General features: G+C 51.7%; 20 protein-coding genes. 11 read left to right on the top strand and 9 right to left on the bottom strand.

What is annotated here, in order from left to right:
- Window positions 1-123 precede the first annotated feature (123 nt).
- The gene (locus tag IJ22_RS21755; protein ID WP_062410295.1) at window positions 124-960 is read right to left on the bottom strand and encodes a sulfurtransferase; all 837 of its coding nucleotides are present in this window, start codon (window positions 958-960) and stop codon (window positions 124-126) included.
- 29 nt (window positions 961-989) lie between these two features.
- On the opposite strand from IJ22_RS21755, the gene IJ22_RS21750 reads away from it, so the two are divergent.
- The gene (locus IJ22_RS21750) at window positions 990-1,526 is read left to right on the top strand and encodes a GNAT family N-acetyltransferase (protein ID WP_082660910.1); all 537 of its coding nucleotides are present in this window, start codon (window positions 990-992) and stop codon (window positions 1,524-1,526) included.
- A gap of 18 nt (window positions 1,527-1,544) precedes the next feature.
- Here IJ22_RS21750 and IJ22_RS21745 read toward each other — a convergent pair whose 3' ends face one another.
- Window positions 1,545-1,847, bottom strand: a complete 303-nt coding sequence (locus tag IJ22_RS21745; protein WP_062410294.1) for a 4a-hydroxytetrahydrobiopterin dehydratase — start codon at window positions 1,845-1,847, stop codon at window positions 1,545-1,547.
- An 11-nt stretch (window positions 1,848-1,858) separates the two neighbouring features.
- Window positions 1,859-2,152, bottom strand: a complete 294-nt coding sequence (locus IJ22_RS21740) for a hypothetical protein (RefSeq protein WP_054817031.1) — start codon at window positions 2,150-2,152, stop codon at window positions 1,859-1,861.
- Between the two features lie 174 nt (window positions 2,153-2,326).
- On the opposite strand from IJ22_RS21740, the gene IJ22_RS21735 reads away from it, so the two are divergent.
- Together IJ22_RS21735 and IJ22_RS21730 are read left to right on the top strand one after the other, a co-directional pair.
- Window positions 2,327-3,925, top strand: a complete 1,599-nt coding sequence (locus tag IJ22_RS21735) for a hypothetical protein (protein WP_062410293.1) — start codon at window positions 2,327-2,329, stop codon at window positions 3,923-3,925.
- Window positions 3,922-6,810: a DEAD/DEAH box helicase gene (locus tag IJ22_RS21730; protein ID WP_062411108.1), complete on the top strand. Its 2,889-nt coding sequence runs from the start codon at window positions 3,922-3,924 to the stop codon at window positions 6,808-6,810. Before IJ22_RS21735 ends, IJ22_RS21730 begins: the two co-directional genes overlap by 4 nt.
- Before the next feature lie 59 nt (window positions 6,811-6,869).
- Here IJ22_RS21730 and IJ22_RS21725 read toward each other — a convergent pair whose 3' ends face one another.
- Window positions 6,870-7,844: a metallophosphoesterase family protein gene (locus IJ22_RS21725; protein ID WP_137670987.1), complete on the bottom strand. Its 975-nt coding sequence runs from the start codon at window positions 7,842-7,844 to the stop codon at window positions 6,870-6,872.
- 289 nt (window positions 7,845-8,133) lie between these two features.
- On the opposite strand from IJ22_RS21725, the gene IJ22_RS26595 reads away from it, so the two are divergent.
- Window positions 8,134-8,301 (top strand): hypothetical protein, encoded by a 168-nt coding sequence (locus IJ22_RS26595; RefSeq protein WP_171006005.1) that lies wholly within the window; start codon window positions 8,134-8,136, stop codon window positions 8,299-8,301.
- Window positions 8,302-8,465: 164 nt separating this feature from the next.
- On the opposite strand, the gene IJ22_RS21720 is transcribed toward IJ22_RS26595, so the two are convergent.
- The gene (locus tag IJ22_RS21720; protein WP_062410292.1) at window positions 8,466-9,266 is read right to left on the bottom strand and encodes a DUF2935 domain-containing protein; all 801 of its coding nucleotides are present in this window, start codon (window positions 9,264-9,266) and stop codon (window positions 8,466-8,468) included.
- 201 nt (window positions 9,267-9,467) lie between these two features.
- Here IJ22_RS21720 and IJ22_RS21715 point away from each other — a divergent pair, with 201 nt between their 5' ends.
- The 5 genes from IJ22_RS21715 (at window position 9,468) to IJ22_RS21695 (ending at window position 14,344) form a co-directional block, all read left to right on the top strand.
- Entirely contained in the window at window positions 9,468-9,794 is a 327-nt protein-coding gene (locus IJ22_RS21715; RefSeq protein ID WP_062410291.1) for a hypothetical protein, read from the top strand.
- A gap of 102 nt (window positions 9,795-9,896) precedes the next feature.
- Window positions 9,897-11,246 (top strand): DJ-1/PfpI family protein, encoded by a 1,350-nt coding sequence (locus IJ22_RS21710; RefSeq protein ID WP_062410290.1) that lies wholly within the window; start codon window positions 9,897-9,899, stop codon window positions 11,244-11,246.
- 194 nt (window positions 11,247-11,440) lie between these two features.
- On the top strand, window positions 11,441-12,292 hold the full coding sequence (locus IJ22_RS21705; RefSeq protein WP_062410289.1) for a hypothetical protein: 852 nt from the start codon (window positions 11,441-11,443) through the stop codon (window positions 12,290-12,292).
- A 2-nt stretch (window positions 12,293-12,294) separates the two neighbouring features.
- Window positions 12,295-12,975, top strand: coding sequence for a response regulator transcription factor (locus IJ22_RS21700; RefSeq protein WP_062410288.1), 681 nt, complete (start codon window positions 12,295-12,297; stop codon window positions 12,973-12,975).
- Window positions 12,976-13,258: 283 nt separating this feature from the next.
- On the top strand, window positions 13,259-14,344 hold the full coding sequence (locus IJ22_RS21695; protein ID WP_235594194.1) for a sensor histidine kinase: 1,086 nt from the start codon (window positions 13,259-13,261) through the stop codon (window positions 14,342-14,344).
- Window positions 14,345-14,411: 67 nt separating this feature from the next.
- Here the strand turns inward: IJ22_RS21695 and IJ22_RS21690 are convergent, their stop codons facing one another.
- The 3 genes from IJ22_RS21690 to IJ22_RS21680 are packed head-to-tail and all read right to left on the bottom strand — an operon-like array spanning window position 14,412 to window position 18,238.
- Complete coding sequence (locus tag IJ22_RS21690) at window positions 14,412-16,001, bottom strand: UDP-glucose--hexose-1-phosphate uridylyltransferase (RefSeq protein ID WP_062410286.1); 1,590 nt, start codon at window positions 15,999-16,001, stop codon at window positions 14,412-14,414.
- Window positions 16,002-16,044: 43 nt separating this feature from the next.
- A complete protein-coding gene (gene galE, locus IJ22_RS21685; RefSeq protein WP_062410285.1) occupies window positions 16,045-17,031 on the bottom strand; it encodes a UDP-glucose 4-epimerase GalE in 987 nt (328 codons plus the stop codon).
- 37 nt (window positions 17,032-17,068) lie between these two features.
- Window positions 17,069-18,238, bottom strand: a complete 1,170-nt coding sequence (locus IJ22_RS21680; protein ID WP_062410284.1) for a galactokinase — start codon at window positions 18,236-18,238, stop codon at window positions 17,069-17,071.
- A gap of 329 nt (window positions 18,239-18,567) precedes the next feature.
- On the opposite strand from IJ22_RS21680, the gene IJ22_RS21675 reads away from it, so the two are divergent.
- Complete coding sequence (locus IJ22_RS21675) at window positions 18,568-19,458, top strand: AraC family transcriptional regulator (RefSeq protein ID WP_062410283.1); 891 nt, start codon at window positions 18,568-18,570, stop codon at window positions 19,456-19,458.
- 268 nt (window positions 19,459-19,726) lie between these two features.
- On the opposite strand, the gene rluF is transcribed toward IJ22_RS21675, so the two are convergent.
- Window positions 19,727-20,431, bottom strand: coding sequence for a 23S rRNA pseudouridine(2604) synthase RluF (gene rluF, locus IJ22_RS21670; protein WP_054817023.1), 705 nt, complete (start codon window positions 20,429-20,431; stop codon window positions 19,727-19,729).
- Between the two features lie 178 nt (window positions 20,432-20,609).
- On the opposite strand from rluF, the gene IJ22_RS21665 reads away from it, so the two are divergent.
- Window positions 20,610-22,913, top strand: a complete 2,304-nt coding sequence (locus IJ22_RS21665) for a transglycosylase domain-containing protein (protein WP_235594193.1) — start codon at window positions 20,610-20,612, stop codon at window positions 22,911-22,913.

The following is a 22,913-nucleotide window of genomic DNA, read 5'->3' as shown; positions in this document are numbered from 1 at the left end:
TAAGATAAGAGTGCCGGTGTATCATACACAGCCCCGGATGAAAAAACAAGGAGGACCGGATCAGCATGCCAACGGCAAATGATCGTAGTCCTCCAACCGTGTCTGACACGGAATCCCCATTTCCTACTCTTTTCCTGTCGCCACCGGATTGTCCTTATAGCTGATCCAATCGCTCCAGCTGCCTGCGTACAGCTTGACATTGTCGAATCCGGCCTCGCTAAGCGCCAGCACGTTCGGACACGCCGTCACACCGGAGCCGCAATAGACGATAAGCTCATCGGCGTTGCGCAAGTCTGCGAACCTGGCCTTTTGCTCCGAAGCATCCTTCCATCCCCCTGAAGCTTGCAATCCTTCTTTCCAGAAATACTGCTTCGCTCCCGGAATATGTCCGGCCACCGGATCGATCGTTTCCTCGAGGCCAAGGTAACGTTTCTCTTCGCGAGAATCCACGAGCACCGTACCTGGACGCTTCAACCGGTTCTTCACCTGCTCCACATTCACCAGCATCTCGCTGCGTACCTTCGGCGTGAATACGGCCTGCTGCTCCACAGGCAGCTCCTCCGTTACGGGATACCCTGCTTCCTTCCATGCCGAGTAGCCCTTATCCAAAATATAGACTTCGTCATGACCAAGATATTTCAACAACCACCAAAACCGCGAGGCCATCGCACCGCCTTGATCGTCGTAAGCGACAACGACGGAATGCTCGTGGATACCCGCCCGGCCAAGCTTGGCGGCAAGCTTCCCGGGATCGGGAAGCGGATGGCGCCCTCCGTGCTTCTCTTTTGGACCGGACAAATCACGTTCGAGATCAAAATAAAACGCTCCGCAAATATGATCGATATCATAGCTTTGTTTTCCGGCCTCAGGCTGGCCTAATATAAAGCGGCAGTCCGCGATCACGATATGGTCCTGGATGCCGTGCTCAAACAACCATTCTTGACTGACTACATGCTTCAAGATCCAATCACTTCCTTTAATGGGGTGATATGCTGTATATTAACAGTATACACCCGAAGGGAGAAGCTGAAAAGAAAGTGATACCCAACGAGCCCCGGATTTTTTATATTGCCCCGCTCACGGAGGCGCACTGCCGCGACATCTGCAGCTGGGTTTATCCTCCGCCATACCATACCTACCATTTCCGGCCATGGGAGCTTATGCTTTCCGATCAAGAGGAATTCGCCGATGCTGAAATTCGAGTGAACCAGTACCGTGCCGTTCTGGACGCAAGCGGTGAGCTGAGCGGATTTGTGCAGTTTTTTCCTATGGTGGGCGTTACCCGGTTGGGTCTGGGCATGCGTCCCGATTTATGCGGCTGCGGCAACGGAATTCATTTTGTAAGAGCGATTGTACAGGAAGCCCAACGGTTGGCTCCACAAAATCAAATCGACCTTGAAGTGATGACTTGGAATGAAAGAGCGATCCGTGTGTATACCCGCGCCGGTTTTATCATTACGGACACCTACCAACGGATGACCCCTACCGGCATGGAAGAGTTCCACTGCATGGTATGGTCCGCATAAGGATGCATGAGAACAGATTCATTTCCGAAAACCCGCATAAGCTTCGTCGTACCTCCGGGCGCTGGTAAAGTCAAGCTCCGTCAGTCCCCCGGCGTTCCACGAGGTGAGGCGAAGCGTCACCAGCCGATAATCGATGGAAATCATCGGATGATGGTTCAGTTCCTCGGCAATCCGGGCCACTTCATCCACGAACCCGATGCCGTCCATGAAAGACGCGAAGCGGTACTTCCTTGCGATCCATTTCCCGTTCTCTTCCAACGCCCAGCCTTCCGTCCGGTTCAGGCCGACTTGCACTTCCTCTTCCGTTAATCTCCTGTGCATGCCCATCCCTCCTATACCAAATAGATGACCGTCGTAAGCGTTTCTCCTTGGTCAATGCGGATCAAGTGCCGTTTGGGGTCATGCGTGACCATACAATCGCCTATGCTCATTTGCGCCTCTACTCCCAGTCCATAGAACAGATCATCCGCCAACGTCTTCATGCATTCCTTCTGTTCCTCCTCGCTCATGGCGTCCCAATCGTCCGCCGGCATCTCCAGAAATTCGCAGCAGCCTTCCACTCCCCGCAGTGCATCGGTAAAATCATTGATGATGTCGTTGTATTCCCTTCCGAATTTAATGCCCATGGCCACCTGTCCTTCCAGCGGTAAATTCGCTTTTGCCTCATTGTACTCACAAATCCCTTGTGCCCGCAACCAGTGACGGACCAACAAAAACTCGGGTCTCGACCAATTTTCTACGCATTCATATGCAAAATCTGATACACTATAAGGATAGACAAAACAGGCGGAGGGCGAAACATGCTCAAGCTGCAGATCCCTAAAAATCGAATACACGAGCTGACAAGGCATCTGCAGAGCGATTATGAACTGGACCGGCTCGAGCGGGGATGGGAATATTTCCACAAAGGCCGTGTGGCCGGACTCGAGCTGAAGCACGGCGTGGAAGTGCATGCCTTGGTGCTCGAGCCAAATTGCGAGGTCATCATCGACATCGACCATTTCAGCAAAAGCGAATGCAGTTGTTCAACCGTAAGGAACTGCGAGCATATTGCTGCGGTCGTCTTTACTCTGTATGCTTCTTACGCGCGGCCCGAGCTTCTCCTTCAACAGCTGAAGCAGGCCATTATGATTCGCAGCCGACAGCAGCAGATCCGGTCAGGCGGCCGTACGGCGGATAAACGTCAGCAGGATCGGCTTGAGCCACCCACAGAAGAACAAAGCCCCGTGCAATGGCAGCGTTTTTTTGACCAGCAGTTTTACGGCTTCTCGCTGTCTCAGCAGCATTCGATCGAGCTGTTCCACAACGCGGCCAAAGAAAAGCTTGCCCCCTACGGCGAGGGTTGGAAATCTCCCCTTAAGGAGCTCTATGATCTGCATTTGCTGCTGTTCATCATGCGGAAGATCGAGCAGTTTTACCAAGAGACGAAAGCATCGTATCTTTCTTACTATATTGAAACCGGGTGCAGAACGATCGGACGAAAGTGTCAGGAAGAGCTGCTCCGCCTTACGCCGACGCTGGATGTGGAAGCCTTGACGCAAAGCTATTCCGCGGAGTGGAAAGAAACGCTGCATCTGATTTCGGAGTCCGCTCTGTCCGGGAAGGAGTCCCCTGTTTCGTGGCCCACCGTGTACCGCAGCGTTTGGTGGCGGATGGCAAACCTCTCTTCATGGATCGCGGAGGAACAGACTCGACTGCAGCATATGCTGCAAGCAAAGGACCTGATGCCAAAGCGTAAGGATGCGCTGCTGATGGCGGACGCGCATTTTGCCGTCATCGCGGGGGATGACGAAGCCGCCAGGCGGCAGATGGAGCAGCTCAGCAAACGTGAGGCGCGGGATTTCTTCTTTTATTTGCACCACTGCCATAAAGAGCAGGCATGGGAACGCATGCTGGCATGGCTGCGATGGCTGCTGCCGGTGGTACAGCGCGCCCAGCAGGAGGAATTACGGCAGTTTTGCCAGTATTGGATGGAAGCCGTAGGGCGGCAATCCGACGATGCGGAATGGGTGTCCGTCATGGTAGCGCTGCTGCCGCGCACGTACAACTTCTATTCGGCATATCTGCTGAAGGGCCGGCGGTATAAAGCCTGGATCGATTTGCAGTTGGCCAACCGCGTTTCCCCGAATGACCTGTACTCCGTCGATCTGCAATCCGTAGAGAAGCAGAACCCGGCACTGGTACTGCCGCTGTATCACCAAGCGGTGGAACGGTGCATTGCCGGGAAGAACCGCACCGCTTACAAGTCCGCAACCAAATTGCTCAAAAAGCTGAACAATCTATATAAAAAGCTGGACCGTCTGAACGATTGGGAGGATTACATCTACCGGCTGGCCGTAAAATACTCTCGCCTTCGCGCATTACAAGAAGAGTTGAGGAAAGGAAAATGGATACCATGATCGATACGGGAAGCATCAGCGTAAATGTGCGATGGGCGCCTCAGGGCGGATTCTTCCTGTGGGGTACCCGTCACAACGGCGGCATCTGCGACGCTTACGACCTGCGGGACTGGTTGTTTGCCTGGCATGCTCCTTCCTTCTACGGCACGTTCATTGAGGTCATCGAATGGATGAATCTGGAAGGTGTGCTGCTTCCGACGCTGGAGGCGCTGGACTATTGGGCCGCTCCAAGCACCGTTATGCATCAGCGGCTGAACTACAGCCGCGAGCTGGATGAGCTGATGCGGCTGGCGCCGGCCGTCAAAGAGGCGCTGACGCAAGGCCGCTTTATGCCCGATTTTGCCAAGTGGAAAGCCGGGACGCTCGGCTGGAAGCTGTTGCTGGATGAAGAAGCGGCCGCTCTGGCTGCCTCTCCCGCAGCGGAGCTTTGGATGGATCAGCTCATTCCCGCCTGGATCGAAGCAGACGGGGTCATGCGTCAAAATCTTGAGCGGCTGGAGCGCTCATTTCCTCTGCTCTCCCGCAGCAAATCGGCCGCCGATTTGTGGATGGACGAGGAGGATTGGCTCATCTCCATTGGCTGGCAGTCTGACGGCACGCCTTTTCGAACATGCCTGAAGCTTGAGGAGCCTGCAACTGCCGGCGGCGCCTGGCCGCTGCGCGTCGTGCTGCAGGACCGGGGGGACCAAAACGTGCAGTACGAGGCGGACCCTTCGGTTCTCAAAGCTTGGGCCACCGCGGAGACGGACGGGGAAGCGGCCGCCGGTGTGCCCGAGGCTTGGCGCAGACACCTCGGACGTGCCGTTCGCGATGCCGCCAAGTGGCGGCGCATGGTCCCCTTTCTCGCCGAAGGCGAGGAAGGCATACGCAGCCTGCTCACGCCGGACGAGGCCTGGGAACTGCTAGTGAATGGCAGCATTCGTCTGGTGGAGGCAGGCTACTCCGTATTCCTGCCGGCGTGGTGGGAGCGCATCCGCAAGTGGCGTCCCCGCCTCAAGGCGAAAATCAAGTCGTCGGTGGGGACCGGCCCCCAGCCGATGTTCGGCCTCAATCAGCTTATGCAGTTCGACTGGAAAATCGCCCTGGGCGACATCGAGCTGACGGAAGAAGAATTTCGCGAGCTGCTGGAACAAAACCGCAGGCTGGTGCAAATCCGCGGCCAGTGGGTACAGCTCGATCCCGTTCATCTCGCACAGCTGCAAAGCGTAATGCATCAGGTGCAGAAGAAGCAGGGCCTTTCCTTTCGGGATGTGCTGGAGCTGCACCTGCTGGGTACGAGCGACGGCGAGGAAGACAAGCAATTCCACCGCTCTTTGAAGATGGAGGTCGAGCTCAACGATCAGCTTCAGGAGCTGGTCGATCTTCTGAATCATGCCAAGCGGCCGCCGCTCACCGAGCCGCCCGACAGCTTCCGCGGCACCTTAAGGCCTTATCAGGTCGAGGGTATTTCGTGGCTTATGTTCTTGAGGGAATGCGGCCTGGGCGGATGCCTGGCCGACGATATGGGGCTGGGCAAAACGATTCAAATGATCACCTACCTGCTCCTTCTGCGGGAGAAACGGCTGAGCGAGGGAACGACGGATCCTTCACCCTCCCTGCTGATTTGCCCCACCTCGGTGCTAGGCAACTGGCAGAAGGAGCTGCAGCGCTTCGCTCCCGACCTGCGGGTTCATCTGCACTATGGTCCGGGACGCGCCAAGGGAGAACGTTTCGCCGAAAGCTGCCGCGGCAGCGATCTTGTGCTGACGACTTATACGCTGGCACACTTGGATGAAGCGGAGCTCTCCTCCTTGCATTGGGAATCCATATGTCTGGACGAGGCGCAGAACATCAAGAACGCCTACACGAAACAGGCATCATCCATACGCAAGCTGACGGGACAGCACCGGATCGCTCTGACCGGTACACCCATCGAGAACCGGCTGACCGAGCTGTGGTCGATTTTTGATTTTTTGAACCCCGGTTACCTTGGAACGCTGCGTGATTTTACACAGCGGTATGTCGGAGCCATCGAACGGACCCAGGATCAAGAGCTCATCGCTAAGGTACAGCGGCTCATCCGCCCGTTCCTTTTGCGGCGGGTGAAGAAGGATCCTTCGATTCAGCTTGATTTGCCGGAAAAATACGAGTATAAAACCTATGTCTCTCTAACTACGGAACAAGCTACGCTTTATGAAAACTACATTCGCGACATGTTCGAGCGCATCGATACGCTTTCGCCGATGCAACGCCGGGGCATGATTTTAACAGCCCTGACCAAGCTGAAGCAAATCTGCAACCATCCCGCATTGCTCGCCAAAGAGTCGGCCCGGTCGCCATGGCGCGGACGTTCCAACAAAGTCGAAAGGCTGCTGGAGATGGTTCAGGAGCTGCGGCAGGAAGGGGACAAATGTCTTATCTTCACCCAGTTTGTAGAGAGCGGTCTGCTGCTGCAGCGGGTGTTCGAAGAAGAATTCGGCGGCAAGGTCCCGTTCCTGCACGGCGGGAGTTCCAAAGCGGAGCGTGACCGGATGATCGAGGTATTCCAAAATGAAGCGGAGCCGGACTCCCCGGATTCAGGCATTTTCCTGCTCTCGCTGAAAGCCGGAGGCACAGGGCTCAACCTCACGGCCGCCAACCACGTGTTTCACTTTGACCGTTGGTGGAACCCCGCGGTAGAGAATCAAGCGACCGACCGGGCTTTCCGGATCGGCCAGACCCGCCATGTGCAGGTGCACAAATTCGTCACGCTGGGCACGCTGGAGGAGCGCATTGACGAGATGATCGATAAAAAGATGGAGCTCAGCCAGCAAATCGTTGGCAGCGGGGAGCAGTGGATCACCGAGTTATCGACGGAGGATCTCAAGGATCTGTTCTCGCTGCGCAGTGAGTGGGTCGAAAAGTAAACCCGGGAGGACCGGACAGCCGGTCCTTCCGCCCTTCTGTTGCTGCATCAAGCCCAACTTCATTGAACCGTGTAGACCGCCTCCGGCACCCAGCTCCGATGGCCGAAATCACGGCCCCGGATACATACGCGATCCGGATACACTTCAACGATGAGCCCTTCGCTCTTTCCCGCTTCAGGCGCGTAGGGTCCGGCTTCGTGCGACGGATCGCGGACAGAGGAGCTGTTCGCCATCACAAAGTGATCGCGCACGACGGTACGCGGCTGCGCCAGTTCCCGGTGGGAATGTCCCGAAAACAGAAGCACCTGAGGATAGGAAGACAACAGCGCCTTGAGCTTCCGATGCTGAACTACGCCTCTTCCGCTCCCTTCCCGTCCGCTCCCGGACACGGTATCCGGAAGGGGTTGATGCAGGAAGACGAATATCGGTTTCCTGACGGAGGCGGCTTCCTTTAATTTCGCTTCTAACCATTGCAACTGGCCGGCGGATAGAAAAGCATCTTCTTGCACCGACGGGTCGGACTGTCTATAGCGCTCCGTTCCAAGAAACAGAAACCGGAAGCCCCTAACCTCCCGTTCATAGTAAACTTTCGGCTCCCCGATAAAACTCAAAAATCGTTGGCTGGCAGCGGCTTCCGTCTCCCCGTTGGGGAATGTGTCCGGGCTCCAGCGTCCCAGCCGATCATGCCACATGCGGTAAAACTCATGATTGCCGATAGTATAAAAAATCCGCCGCGGATGGGGATGCTTATCCAACATTTGGCGAAGTGTACGGTAATCCTCCGGATTCCCGTTGCCCAAATCCCCGTTGATAATGAGCGCCTCAGCCTGGGGAACGGTATGGTGAAGATCGTCGAGTGCTTGTCCGAATGTTTGCAGGGCACGTTTGTCCCAGTTCTGCACATGGATGTCGCTGAGAACGGCGAACGTCATGATCCGTTCCTGCGGCTGGATCAAAGCCGCCCCTTCCACAGCATGGAGCGCGAGCCCCGCGGCAATCGCCGTGCCGATCATTAAGGCAAATCGAAAATGCAATTCATCCACTCTCCTGCTGATAATTCCAATGGATATGGATTTAATATGCCAATTTTCCCCGGCGATTACCCTAATCTATACTTCTCATGTTATAATTGGATGGATTGGGATGTAGAAGAACCGGAGCGCATCCGGACAGATCGGATGGTATGTACATGTACAAGCCGGTTTCAAGAAGCGCAACCGTGATGATGCATTCTTGTTGCGCCAATCCTACGTATAATGACGTAGAGTCAACCAGAACAAAATCCCGGAGAACCGGGATCCGTTCAATAATGGAGGTTAACGAATGCGTTACGCCATCAGCTACAAAGGTAAAATACTTGGAGAACCGATGACTCGTGAGCAGGCCGAAGTTGCACTGATGCGATTAAGCCTTTGTTTCAATAACCTGAAAATCGTTGAAGTCACTTCTGACTCATCTACGCAAGCGCTTTCTGCAAAGTATACCGGATAAGCATTCGGATGAGCATTAAGCTTAAAGTTCGTTTCAAAAGCTTCAATCGAAGAACAGTCAGACCGGCTATGCCGACGACTGGAAGGTGCCCGTAGTCCGAATAACCGGGAAATTCCACGAACAGGTTGCTCCCGTTCTGAATCGTGTTGATTACTCTTTATGTTTTATCCCGCAGATGTTTTTGTCAAACTACTTTCTAACATATCTATAATAATAAGGAATCGCTCAGCTTCCCGAAATACATGGTCTGCCAGCAGGGGATGGATAATACTCTTTATACGACAAGACTCAATTAATTCTTTAGCAGTCTTTTTAAAATCGCGAAGAGATTTAACGGAAATTCGATTCTGATCAAGGAATTGGTCTAGTAAAGGAACTGTCTGGGATTGAGGTCGCATGGATTCCAAATCTCTGGCTTGAAAGAGCAATTGGTCGAAATCATGACTAAAGTTACGTGATTGTTCAACTAACTGCCGTTCAGAGGGGTCCAGTAAATGTCCAATAAATTTTGCATGGTCAGCCATTATCCTTAAGAAAAATACATTTTCATTAATGATTGCATCTGGTAAAGGGTCTAATCTTCCCGTATTCAGTTCTTCCAATCGGTTTCTAAAGTAAAATGCTTCTCTACTAATGTGATCGACCAACAATGGAAAGTTATTGGCTCCTGGAAGTTGGCAGCTTAAAATTAATCCTAACACTTTTCTTTTAAAAGCCCATATGCGGGAAGCCGCATTGTGCACTTCTACATTGAATCTTTTTATTACTTCAGGGTCTGTTTCAGATGTGAATGCGTTTGACCTTCTTTCAATTTCCTCAAACACCGCGTAAAACTGATTCGCCTCATGTATTAACTGGGTGTCATCGCAACGAAACCCTAATTTCAGAAAAAGCGAATGTTCCTTCATTATACGTGACCAAAACCGGACTTCGTCTAAAGAACGCATAACGAATCCATTGGACATAGTTACACCTCCATTTTACTCAATGATTAAATATTATGGACTTTGAAAGAAAGTATTCTTAAATGATGGATTCATGCGGTCCGTTTCCGCATTGACTGATCTTAATTTCTATGGCTCAGTTCATAATGAGTTCACAAATCTGATTTATAGTATCATCCATAGCGAAGTTAATTTAAAAATATGAACAGGAGGAAAAAATGAATGAAAGCTTGCTGTAATAAGATGAAACCGGGAAAGAAGGTATCCGTATTTTTGCCGGTGGTGATATCTTTTCTAGCTACCCAACACTGGTTTCATGCGCTCATCTTTCTGGTTATTGGAGGATCCGCAACCACCATGTTGAGCATGGAAGACATGATTTTATTTCGGCGTGCGATGATTGTATTAACACTTGGAACCTTGCTCTGGTTGGTTTATCAAATCGTTAGAGACGGATGGAAAAATAAAAAAATGATCGTCATGACATCCATTTCTTTCGTGGTTTCGATGACTTTTGTCATTGTTACGTTGGTTAAAATGGGATGGTGAGCCTCTGTCTAAGAGTGATGTCAAATCGGTCGTTTTTACATGTCGTTATACCCTACTCCGGTATTGTAAATGAAAGACCTTAATCATCGAGGAGGAAATCAAATGAAGAAGTTATTATTGCGTTTCGTCGTTTATTTATGTAGTTTCGTTGTGTTTGTGGGAGGGGTCGGAGCGTTCGGATATTTTCGTTCTCAAAAAGATTTTTACGGTTCGGTTCGCCAAGAGCCCGTTCCTTCTTTGCAAGGAATAAAGCAACCCGAATATGATCCCAATAAACCTACGGTTGCCGTCTTGCTGGGGAATGAAACCACGGAAGGATTGGATTTCATGACTCCGTATCAATTGTTTTCTATGACTGGCGCATACAATGTGTTTGCCGTTGCTGCGGACAATCAGGTGAAGTCACTGACTGGCGGCTTGGATGTGGTGCCGCACTACTCTTTTAAAGAAATGGATGAACTGCTGGGTAAAAGTCCTGACATTATCGCGATCCCTTACATGACCATGCTTGACCAAAAGAACTATCAACCCGTCCGTGAATGGATACAACAACACAAGGAAACCACTTTATTGAGCATTTGCGCGGGCGCGGACAATCTTGCCGCTACTGGATTATTAAATGGAAAGTCAGCGGCATCTCACTGGCAAACGATGTGGATTCTTTCAAAGAAATATCCTGAAGTGAACTGGAAAAGGGATCTGCGTTATGTTACTAATGATGATCATGTGATATCCTCAGCAGGTATTTCATCAGGAATCGATGCCGTCCTCTATGTCATCTCACAAAAACTGGGCGATCCGATGGCGGCCAAAATAGCGAAAGAATTGAATTATCCTTCTTATCACTTCCTTCAAAATCCAAAGGTCGAACCATTTTACATCGATCTGCGCTATGCAACCTATGTATTGAATAACGCTTTTCAGTGGAACAAGAAAAAGGCAGGCGTGCTGCTGTATGACGGTATGGAGGAAATGGCACTGGCTTCCGTATTTGATATCTATTCAGACACCGGAACGACAAAGGTCCTTTCCGTTTCAAGCGCGGATGCCCCCATTGTGACGAAACACGGTTTGAACCTGCTATCCAGATACACGATGTCGAATGCCCCGCAATTGGATAAAATGATCGTTTCGGGAACACAAGCCAAATCGCTGGCTGCGGAGGATATTAAAAACTGGAACGAAAGAGGGAAGACCACGGAGCTTCAGCTCGTCCATAGCGATTCCCCGGATCGATTTATGTTCGAAGTCCAACTTGAAGATTTAGCCCGGCAAGAGGACCTTCAAACGGCCAGACATGCGGTGAAACGAATGGAATATCGTGCGAATGATATCCATCTTGAAGGCAAGCCGTTTCCTCTTGAAACTTATGCGAACCTGCTTTTGACCGTTGTCATATCCGTGTTGGCAGCTTTTTATATTGACAGACGGTTCATCATGAAGAAGAAATAGAAATGCCCTTCACCTTTTTTAAAATTTTCGCGGAAGCATGGAGGGGAAAGTCACACCACTGCTAAATCGGATTCCCCTCACTTCCACGGCATTTTACCGCCGCGATTAAAGGTTTCCGCATAAACAATATGGTGTCCATAGCGTAAGTTCATTCAACGGACTGACCAAAATAATGATTGCGAGGGTTGGTTGAAATGGGTAAATGGGTCATATTTGATAAATGGGTCATAACGTCAATTCTTTATGTGGCAGTCATGATAGGTGGCTTTACCATATATGATGAGTTTATCGCTGATGATTCAAAACCTGCATCTGCACAAGAGCATCAATACGATGAAAATCATGGCGAAGAGGATGGAAGCAGCCATGAACATGGAAGTCATTCACAGCATGAGGATCATAGCGAGGTAATTACGTTTGTTCAATCTGATGAAAATGAAATAAAGATTTTTTTGAAGGATAAAGCAGGAAACCCAGTTAACGATTTAGAAGTAAATCATGAGAAGCTTCTTCATCTGATCATTGTGGATGAACGTCTGCAGAAGTATTATCACGTGCACCCCGAACAGTCGGGCAATGGCGAGTTTAGAATTGGAAATATGCTGCCTGAAGGATTTTATAAAGCCTTTATTGATATTAAACCGAAAAATTTAGCATTTCATGCAGAACCGATTCCGTTTGTAGTCGGCACTCCAAGCGGATCAACGAACAACGAGGAGCTTAAGCCGGACAATACGCTTACTCAGCATATCGACGGAGAAACCGTAACACTGAATATGAGTTCTTTTGATGTCAATAAGCCTGTAACGTTAGCATTTGATTTCGATAAAACCAATTTAACTCCTTATTTGGGAGCGATGGGGCATGTTGTCATTCTTGATGAAACTGCACAGAAGTTTCTTCATGTTCATCCGGCCAATCATGAGGATCCGGTTTTTGAAACAGAGTTCAAGCAGCCGGGCATCTATAAAATATGGGCTGAGTTTAAACAACATGGAAAAGTGAGAGCATTTCCTTTTGTGGTAGAAATCAAAGGGGAGAATTAAATTTGCCAAGGTTATTAGTGGTAGATGATGAAGCTCACATCCGGGAATTGATACGTTTGTACTTGGAAGATGAGGGGTTTGAGCTCGTAGAAAAATCGAACGGAGCGGAGGCGTTGGAGTATGCCGAAAATCATCGAGTTGACCTGGTGATTTTGGATATTATGATGCCGAAAATGGATGGATGGGTCCTATGCCGGAAGCTCCGTGAATATGGGGATATACCGATATTGATGGTTACCGCGAGGGGGCAGTCGGCAGATCGAATCAAAGGATTTATGCTTGGAACGGATGATTACTTGGCGAAACCGTTCGACCCGGTCGAGCTGGTTCTTCGGGTGAAGGCGCTGCTCAAGCGGTATCGTATTTCTACTTCCAGTGTGATTCAATTGGGTGACGTTTCTTTAGACCGCAATAGTTATCAGGTGATCTACAACGGCGGGAGGACCGTCACCATTCCGATGAAAGAATTTGAACTGCTTTACAAACTGGGCAGCTATGCCGGGCAGTTGTTTACGCGGGAACATTTGATTGAGGACATTTGGGGCGTGGATTATGAAGGGGATGAACGGACGGTGGATGTTCACATCAAGAGGCTAAGGGAACGGTTTGCCGAATTTGAGTCTCAATTCCGCATTGTGACCATTCGCGGCTTGGGTTATCGGCTGGAGGTGTACAAAGATTAAATCGCTCTATACCCGCGTTGTATTTGTCTTTGTCGGCATTGTGATGTTGAGCCTGGTTACGGCATTTGTTGTTTCGTCCTTTTTGTATGAAGGCCGCATTCAAAAGCTAATAGAAAAAACGCTCATCCTGAACGGGGAGAAGATCATACATTCTTACCAGACAACATCATCCGCCGATTTGATTCCTTTCATGCAAAGCCTTTCTGGCCTTTCGGGTAACCTTCTTCAACTGTACAATAAGGACGGTACCCCCCTCCTTGATAGAAACAAGATATCCTTGCTAATGGATTCTGCTCAAATTGAACGCGTGCTTTCAGGCGATATCGTCCGCCATATCGATACCAGTGAGCACCAGAATGCACACGTCCCTCATTTTCCGGTCATCGGACTTCCATTTCAGGTCAATGGGGAGCCTTACGGTTTATTTGTAACCGTGGAGAAGAATCCGATCGAAGACGAGATCATGAATTCCATTCATCTCATGTATATTATTATCTTGTTTTTCGGGAGTTTTCTTATTATCGTCGCTGCCCGTTATATCGTCCACCCGATTCTTCGTTTGACAGAAGCAACAAAGCTTATGGCAAAAGGAAAGTTCGATGTTGAGCTGCAAACAAAACGGAAGGATGAAATTGGTGCTTTGAGCGTTAGCTTTACTGAAATGGCACAAGAGCTTGCGAAGCTGGATCAAATGCGGCAAGATTTCGTATCCAACGTCTCGCATGAAATTCAATCGCCTTTAACTTCGATTTCAGGTTTTAGCAAAGCGTTAAAGCAGAAGAAATTGAGTGAGGAAAGCCGAATCCATTATTTGACCATCATCGAACAGGAATGCGAGAGATTATCGCGATTAAGTCAAAATTTGCTTCAACTATCCTATTTACAGCAGGAACTTCATCCGTTGAAGCGAAGTACGTACCGACTGGATGAGCAGCTTCGAAAGGTCGTCATTGCGTTGGAGCCTCAATGGACAGCCAAAGACATTGAAATGGATGTTCAATTAGAGGCTATTACGGTACAAGCGGATGAAGATCAGCTCAACCAGGTGTGGATCAATTTACTGAATAATAGCATTAAATTCACGCCGGTCCGTGGAACGATTCGGATTGAAGCCGGTAAGAATAACCATCTGATCACCGTCTCTATAACCGATAATGGCATTGGGATTCCTGAGGAAGAACGTGCAGATATCTTTAAACCGTTCCATAAAGTGGATAAATCCCGCGATCCTTCCGTTAAGGGAAACGGACTCGGTTTGTCGATCGTGAAAAAAATCATCGATCTTCATACCGGTGATATTCAAGTATCAGGAGCACCAGGAACAGGTTCAACGTTTACGGTTACATTGCCACAGTCAATTAAAAGTTGATCGTTTTTTCACATAACAAACGCAAAAATCCTGACCGTTTCCATGAGCGGTCAGGCATCAAACCTCCCTATTGGACTCCCAAGTGCCTCAGGAAACGGCGGAAGCCTTGACGGCCATGCGCATCCAGCTTATATACGCCCGCATCCTGGAGCACATTCAAAAATTTGCGGCCCACTTCGTTCCGAAGCACTTCTGCAGCCTTCTCGTCCGGCAATGCCGTGCCGTAGCGTTCAACCAGTTCCTTCAGCCAAGCTTTATGCTTGTGCAGCGGATGCCCGGGGTCCAGCATCATCCGCTCGTCCAACGCTGTCTCTCCGGTCAGCAATCTTGCTGCCAGTTCCAGTTCGTCCTTTAAACGTCCCGGCAGCACCGCCAGACCCATGACCTCAATCAAGCCGATGTTTTCCTTCTTAATATGATGCAGTTCCCGATGCGGGTGGAAAATACCTTCCGGATGCTCCGCACTGGTTCGGTTGTTGCGCAGCACAAGATCCAGCTCGTAATCGCCGCTTGCATTTTTGCGGGCAATGGGAGTCACGGTATTGTGCGGCACCTTCGTCCCCTCTTGCTCGGAGTAGGCTTTGATGTCTTGTGAGGGATCGCTATATTCCTTCCAGCGCTCCAAAACCATAGCGGCAAGCTTCAGCAGAAGCTCCCGGTCACGGCTTGAGAGGCGGATGACCGACATGGGCCAATGGACGATGCCGAGCTTCACTCCTGCAAAGTCCGGATGGCTGAAGCTTTCCTCCACCTCCGCCCGTTCCATCGGAAATCGGTGACGGCCGCCTTGAAAATGGTCGTGATTCAGAATCGATCCGCCCACGATCGGCAGATCGGCATTCGAGCCGATAAAATAGTGTGGAAACCGGTCAACGAAGTCAAGCAGCCGCCCGAGGGTCATCTTTGTCATTTTCATCGGCCGGTGCAACCCGTCGAAAATAATACTGTGCTCATGATAATACACATAAGGCGAATATTGGAAATACCACGTTTCACCCAACAGCTCAAGCGGAATAACCCGCAAATTCTGCCTGGCAGGGTGATTCAACCTTCCCGCATAACCCACGTTCTCTACACAGAGCAGGCACCGGGGATAATGGCTTTGAGGGGCATTTTTGAGCATCGCGATGGTTTTGGGGTCCATCTCCGGCTTGGAGAGATTAACGGTGATTTCCAGGTCTCCATACTCCGTCGGTGCAAGCCAATACAGATTTTTACGGATCCGGTCCATACGAATATAGTTGGAATCGATACACAGCTTATAGAAAAAGTCCGTCGCCCGCTCTACTCCGTCCCTCCTCGCTATAGTCCAAAACCGCTCTGCCAGCTCCGACTGCCGCGGCATCAGTTGGCCCATGATACGGGAATCCATTAAATCGCGCAGCGTCGTATGGTTTTCTTCCAATATCCCCGTTTCGGCCGCGTAATCCAGCAGCGGTTCAAGCAGCTCTGCAGGACTGTCTGCGGCAGGCTCCCTCAGCTCTCCCGTATAAGGCTCGGCAATGCGAAGCAAATCGAGCAATCCGTTGCGCGCCGCGTAAACATCCAGCGGCTCAAGCAGCTTCTGCGCCAATCCGAACTGAAGCAAGCGTTCCACCAGGTAAGCCGCCTTTCGATCGGAAGTGCTGCAGCCCGTTTCCGTTTGGTTATATTCCATTGTCATCCCTCCCCCTTCTAAGCTGTGGTCCCCACTTCCAGTCTTATTTGCCGTAGCCGTTCGGATGTGTCCGATGCCATTTCCACGCAGAGGCAATGATTTGCGTAAGGATGTCCCGTTTCGGCTTCCACCCCAGCTCGGCTTTCATACGTTCCGAGGAAGCGACCAGAATGGCCGGATCTCCGGCGCGGCGCGCTTCCATGACGGCAGGAATCGGGTGCCCCGTCACTTCACGTGCGATATCGATAACTTCCTTCACAGAGAAGCCTCGGCCATTACCGAGATTGTATACGCTGCTTTCCCCGCCCCGACGCAGCTTCTCCACCGCGAGGATATGCGCATCCGCCAGGTCGCTGACGTGAATATAATCACGGATGCACGTGCCGTCGGGCGTCGCATAGTCATCACCAAAGATGGAAATGTGGGGCCGCTGACCCAACGCCACCTGCAGAATAATCGGAATCAGATGCGTCTCTGGCGTGTGGTCCTCTCCGATTTGGCCCCCTTCATGCGCACCTGCGGCATTAAAATAACGCAGGGATACATATTTGATCCCGTGGGCCGTATCGAACCAATGCATCATTTTTTCCATCGCCAGCTTCGTTTCCCCGTAAGTGTTGGTCGGAAGCGTTCGATCGGTTTCGAGAATCGGGATGTTTTCCGGCTCTCCGTAGGTGGCTGCAGTAGATGAAAAGACGATTTTTTTCACGCCATATTCGTTCATTTTTTCCAGGAGGCATAAAGTCCCGTAAACATTATTGTGATAATATTTACCAGGCTTCTGCATGCTTTCGCTGACAAGCGAATTTGCTGCGAAGTGAATCACCGCATCAATGTCATTTTCTCTAAATACCGAATCCAAAAACTCCGCATCACGAATGTCTCCCACATACAGTTTTCCGCCGAGCACCGCATCGCGATGCCCTTGCTGCAAATTATCGACCACCACGACCTCTTCTTCTTTTGCCAGCAGCTCCGCCACCGTATGCGAACCGATGTAGCCCGCTCCACCAGTAACCAAAATAGCCATGTTTCTCTCCTTCCGTCTCCCCATGGGCGACTCTCTTCTATATTTCCTTGACTCCATCTCCAATGTCACATACATAGAAGTCCGGATGCAAGCCGGTTTTTCTCAAATATTCGCGGCCGACCTCTTCGATGAACCGCTCTACGCTGTCCTGATGCACAAGGGATACGGTACAGCCTCCGAAGCCGGCACCGGTCATTCGCGACCCGAGCACGCCTGGAACCTGAAGCGCCGACTCCACCATCGTATCAAGCTCCGGGCCCGTCACCTCGTACAAGTCTTGCAGGGAGCGATGGGAATCCGTCATGAGTCCCCCGAACGCTTCCAAATCACCTTGTTCCAACACCTTAATGGACTGCTGCACACGGTCGATTTCTTCCACTACGTGCTGTGCCCGTTTCTTCACGGTTTCATCCTCAATGAGATGCTTGGCCTCCTCAAATTGTTCCAACGACAGCTGTCCGAGCAGCGTTAGTCCCGGATGCAGCGCTTGCAAATCACGTACCGCCAGCTCACATTGGGTGCGCCTTTCGTTATATTTGGAATCGACGAGCCCGCGTTTCTTATTGGTGTTGCCGATCACCAGCCTATAGACGCCGGTTTCAAAAGGCACATGCCGATATTCCAGCGTATCGCACATCAGCAGAATCGCGTGATCCTTCTTCCCCATGGCCACTGCGAATTGATCCATGATCCCGCACTGCACGCCAACAAACGTATTTTCGGCCTTCTGCGACAAAAGAGCAATGTCAACCTTGTCCGCGGGCTGTTCTTCCATGGACAGCAGACCGTAAGCCGTCACCACTTCGATGGAAGCCGAGGAAGACAAGCCGGACCCGTTCGGAATCGCACCGCTGTAAAGGATATCATACCCTCCGACAGCTACGCCCTTCTCTTGCAGCCCACGAATAATCCCTTTGGGATAATTGATCCAGCCGTCTTCCTGGTTGTATACCAAACCTTGAATGGAAATATGTTTGCGGAGAGGGAAATTCATCGAAGCCAAACCCACTTGCCCGTCGGCCCGCTTGCGAATCAGCATCGTCGTCCCGAAGGTAAGTGCCGCAGGCAATACGCAGCCCCCGTTGTAATCCGTATGCTCACCGATCAGATTCACGCGCCCCGGGGCATGAAACACCCGAATCGGACGGGAATCTCCAGCCCCGTAAAGCTTTACGAACTGCTCCTTCAATGCTTGGATTTCTGTCATGAGGGCTTCACCTCGTTTACCATAGTATATTGGAAAAATCCATTGTTGTTCTGATCAATCTATGCCTCAAGTATAACGCGGACGCTTCCGCCGACACTATGGAAGGATGTAAGCTTGATATGGATAAATGTTAGATTATTGCGGGTCCGCTGCCCATGACATGGTATAATGTAACCATAAATAAGAGGTTCCGGAGCGTGTTGTACCCCCTTTCCGCTGACGGCTTGACCGAAGCGGATCGGAACGCTCCGCCGTGCGCCATGCAAACATGGATCGTTTGCATACTGCGGAATACATTTCAATCCACAGCAAAGGAGGCAGCCCTTCTAATGCCCGTTTCCTCATCAGCCAAACGGACCTATAGCTATTACGTCGTTTCGAACCCGGAGACTCCGACGGAAGGCAGCCCGCTGACGGTGCTGTTCTCCGGCAACAGCCAAACCAGGCCCGGGCACAAACCGGGTCCGAAGGTCGTCGACTATTATCTTATTCATCACATCTTGTCCGGGAAAGGAACATATGCTTGTATGGGACGAACCTATCAGCTCGGCGCAGGGGACAGCTTCCTGATCGAGCCGGGCCAGCTGATTCATTACGCGGCGGATTGGGATGAGCCTTGGCATTATTGCTGGATTGCCTTTGAGGGTCCCCAAGCGTCCATGATGCTGCAAGACATCGGCCTCAGCTCGCTTGCCCCCATCGTCCATACCGGTCGCAGGCGAAAGATCGGCGCGTTGTATCGCCAGATTCAGCTTGCCTTTCAATCCCGCAGCGCCGGCGCCAATCTCCGGGCGAACGGGTTGCTTCATCTGCTGTTCGCGGAGTACGCCGAAGCCCTTCGTCCGCAGCAGGCGAGCATGCCCAGACAAACCACAGGCGGAGAGCAGACGGTACAACAGGCGCTGCAATATTTGACCGCCCAGTATGCCGAGCCGATCACCATCGAGCTGATGGCCGAAACGCTGGGCTACAACCGCGCGTATTTGTCGACGTTGTTCAAAAAGCATACCGGGCTGACCCCCGTAACGTTTCTGCTGCGGTTGCGGCTGGATAAGGCGCGCCACCTGCTTCGGGAACGGCCAGAGCTTACCGTCGAACAGATCGCCTCGTCGGTCGGCTTCCAGGATCCGTTATATTTCTCCAAGCAGTTTAAACGGCATTATCAGGCTTCGCCTACGGAATACCGCAATGCGGTGCTTCATCCGATACCTCAAGGTTGACAGGCCATTCATCCGGCTTGGACAATGTTATATTTTATTTTATCTTAGATTGTAAATTATGGAAACGGGGATTTAGTCGGGGTCGTCAACAACTGGTTTAGGTGAGAAGACACTGGCCGGGGAAAAATCTTTATTGTTGAAAAGAGCCCCGGCACCTAACGCTTCCGGGACTCGAAATCGGCTTGTTGAGCCGCATCGTGGAAGTAAACGGCGTCTTGTCGCCGCTTGCCTCCCAAGACAGATTACAAAATTCAGGTGCCTGAATCCGTCACGTATGAGCTTCATGCCCGATCTGACGAAACAAAGCTTCCAGCTCATCAGGCTTGAGATCGCGCCACCGCCCTAACGGCAAATCGCCAAGCTTGATATTCATGATACGCACCCTCTTCAGCTTTCGCACCTCATATCCGAAAGCCGCGCACATCCGCCTGATCTGCCGGTTGAGTCCTTGGGTCAAAATAATGCGGAACGTACGATCGTCCAGACGTGTGATCCGACACGGCTTAGTCACGGTTCCGAGAATGCGGACGCCGCCGGACATGCCCTGAACAAACATCGGCGTGATCGGCTTATCCACCGTAACGATATATTCTTTTTCGTGCTCGTATTCCGAACGCAAAATTTTATTGACGATATCCCCGTCATTGGTCAGCAAAATAAGCCCTTCGGAATCCTTATCGAGCCGCCCGATCGGAAAAATCCGCTCCCGATGCCCCACGAAATCCACGATATTGCCTCGGATATGCCGCTCCGTCGTACTGGTAATGCCCACCGGCTTGTTTAGTGCGATGTACACATGCTTCTTTTTAGCACCCACTCTTTTCCCGTCAATCCGTACTTCATCGCCCTCGTTTACTTGAGTTCCCAGCTCCGCCAGCTTGCCGTTAATGGTCACGCGCTTCGCTTCGATCAATTTATCCACTTCACGACGGGAACAAAAACCCGTTTCGCTTATAAACTTGTTAATTCGCATGAAAACCCTACTTCCGCATATCATTGGCATTTTTCATTGCTTTATTATATCATGCCGGTTTCCCGTATCAAATTTCCGAAACCCGTGTCACGGTTTTCCGTTTTTCAGCCCGTCCACCAGCTTAAATAGGGGGGTGGCTGCGAATAGGTTAGCAGAGATAGAAAGGGGTATAGATGGAATGAAACGTTCACCGATAAATGGCTGGTTGAGCCGGAACCCTAAAGAATCCAAACCGTCGGCCTCCCTCCAAAAGCCATCCGGTGTGAGGCATAATCCGTCCGGTTCCCCTGAAAGGAACCATAAGCAGGCGCTTCAGGCCGCACGTGCCGCTTGGGGCAAAACAGCCGGAAAATCGCAGGGGGCTAGCAGTTCCCAGGGACCTGCCGTGAAACCGGAACAAAAGCAGAACAAGACGGATATCGCTGGACCGGAAACAGAAGCACCGTCTAAAGTCGCAAAATCCGGGAAGTGGAGGGTCAAGCGCCGGATGCTGCTGTGGAGTGCTCTGCTGCTGTTTTTGGCCGGTACATCCTTCATCGGTCTGTTCGCATTGTGGGTTCGCGGCTTGGACATCAGCAAGCTCGAGCATCCGCTTCCCGAGCCGAGCTTCGTGATGGATGCCGGCGAACAGCCGGTTTCCCAGCTTTCCTCCTCGCGCATCATCCCTGTGCCGCTTGAGGAGATTCCGGCAGACCTGAAAAACGCCGTGATCGCCGTGGAAGATCGCCGCTTCTATGAACACGCGGGATTCGATCTCTGGTCGATCGGGAGGGCGCTGATCCGCGATCTGCAGTCGGGCTCCCTGAAGGAAGGCGGCAGCACGATTACACAGCAGCTGGCCAAAAACCTGTTCCTGGATTCGGATAAAACGCTCAGCCGGAAAGTGAAAGAATTGGGCTACGCCATCAAAATCAATTTTGCCTACAGCAAGGATGAAATCTTGGAGCTGTACTTAAACAGCATCTATTATGGAGAAGGACGCTGGGGCGTGGAAGGAGCGGCCCGGCAATATTTCGGCAAGCCGGTTAAAGAACTGACACTGGCGGAATCGGCTCTGCTCGCCGGGCTGCCGAAGGCGCCGACGCTCTACTCGCCTGTCAAAAATCCGGATAAAGCCTTGGAACGCCGCAATCTGGTTCTTTCCTTGATGCTGGAACAGGGGACCATTGACGAAGCGACTTACGCGCAAACCGTCAATCAGCCGATTGCGCTCAAACCCGACAATGGAGAATCGCTCAAGGGACGATATCCCTCCTTCGTCGATTATGTGATGGATGAAGCGGAGAGGCTGTACGGCTTCACGGAGCAGCAAATACTGACGCTGGGACTCCGCATTCATACGACAATGGATGTGAAGGTGCAGCAGGCTGCCGAAGAAGTGTATCGCACCGATGCGCTGTTTCCCGCAGGTCCGGGGGATCGGCCTGTTCAAAGCGGAGTCGTCGTGCTCGATCATCGTACCGGCGGCATTCGGGCCATCGTCGGGGCACGCGGGGATCAGGTATACCGCGGCTTCAACCGCGCTACGAAGCTGAAGCGCCAGCCAGGCTCTACGTTCAAGCCGCTGGCTGTTTACGGCCCTGCGCTCGAACGCGGGTACACTCCCGACTCGCTGCTTTACGATGGCCGGCTCGACATCGGAGGCTACCGGCCCAGCAACTGGGATGGACAGACGCGCGGGCAGGTTACATTGCGGGAGGCCGTACTGCGCTCGTGGAACATCCCTCCCGTCTGGCTCCTGAACGAAATCGGGATCGATGCGGGGCTGGACTATGTACGCCGGGCCGGCATCGACCTGCCGGAGAAAGACCGCAACTTGAGCCTGGCTCTCGGCGGTCTGTCCGCGGGCGTCTCCCCCCTGCAGATGGCACAGGCCTACGGCGCCATCGCCAATCAAGGGGTGATGGAACGGGCCCACGCCATCACACGGATCACAACCAAGGACGGGCATCCCTTGGTCGAAGCCGTACCGCAGAGGACAATGCTCACGGCTCCCGTCCATGCTTATACGATGACGCAGCTTCTGCAGGAAGCCGTAGCCGTCGGAACGGGCCAAGCGGCTGCGCTTCTTGACGGACGCCCCACGGCGGGGAAGACAGGCACGACCCAGCTGCCGGATACCCCTGAATTTGCAAGGATTGGCGGCAACGGGGCGAAAGATGCATGGTTCGTAGGATTTACACCCGAGCTGACCGCCGCGATCTGGCTCGGGTACGACAAGACCGATCAGAATCATTACCTGACGACCTCGGGCGGTGCGGTGCCAGCGGTGCTCTTTCGTGAAATCATGACCCGGGCGTTAAAGGATGTGCCGGTCACCCCGTTCCCTGTCCCGGATGAAGTGCTTGCCGCACAGCAAGCCCAACTGCAAGCCAAGCCATCCAAGCGGCAAAATATGTACCGTGACGAAGAAGATCGCAAGCCCAAACGCGAAGAAAGAAGAGCTAAGGAAGAAAGGAAAGATCGAAAGAGCGACGATTAA

The organism is Paenibacillus naphthalenovorans (assembly GCF_001465255.1).
Lineage (GTDB): Bacteria > Bacillota > Bacilli > Paenibacillales > NBRC-103111 > Paenibacillus_G > Paenibacillus_G naphthalenovorans.
This window is presented reverse-complemented; position numbering and strand designations above follow the sequence as displayed.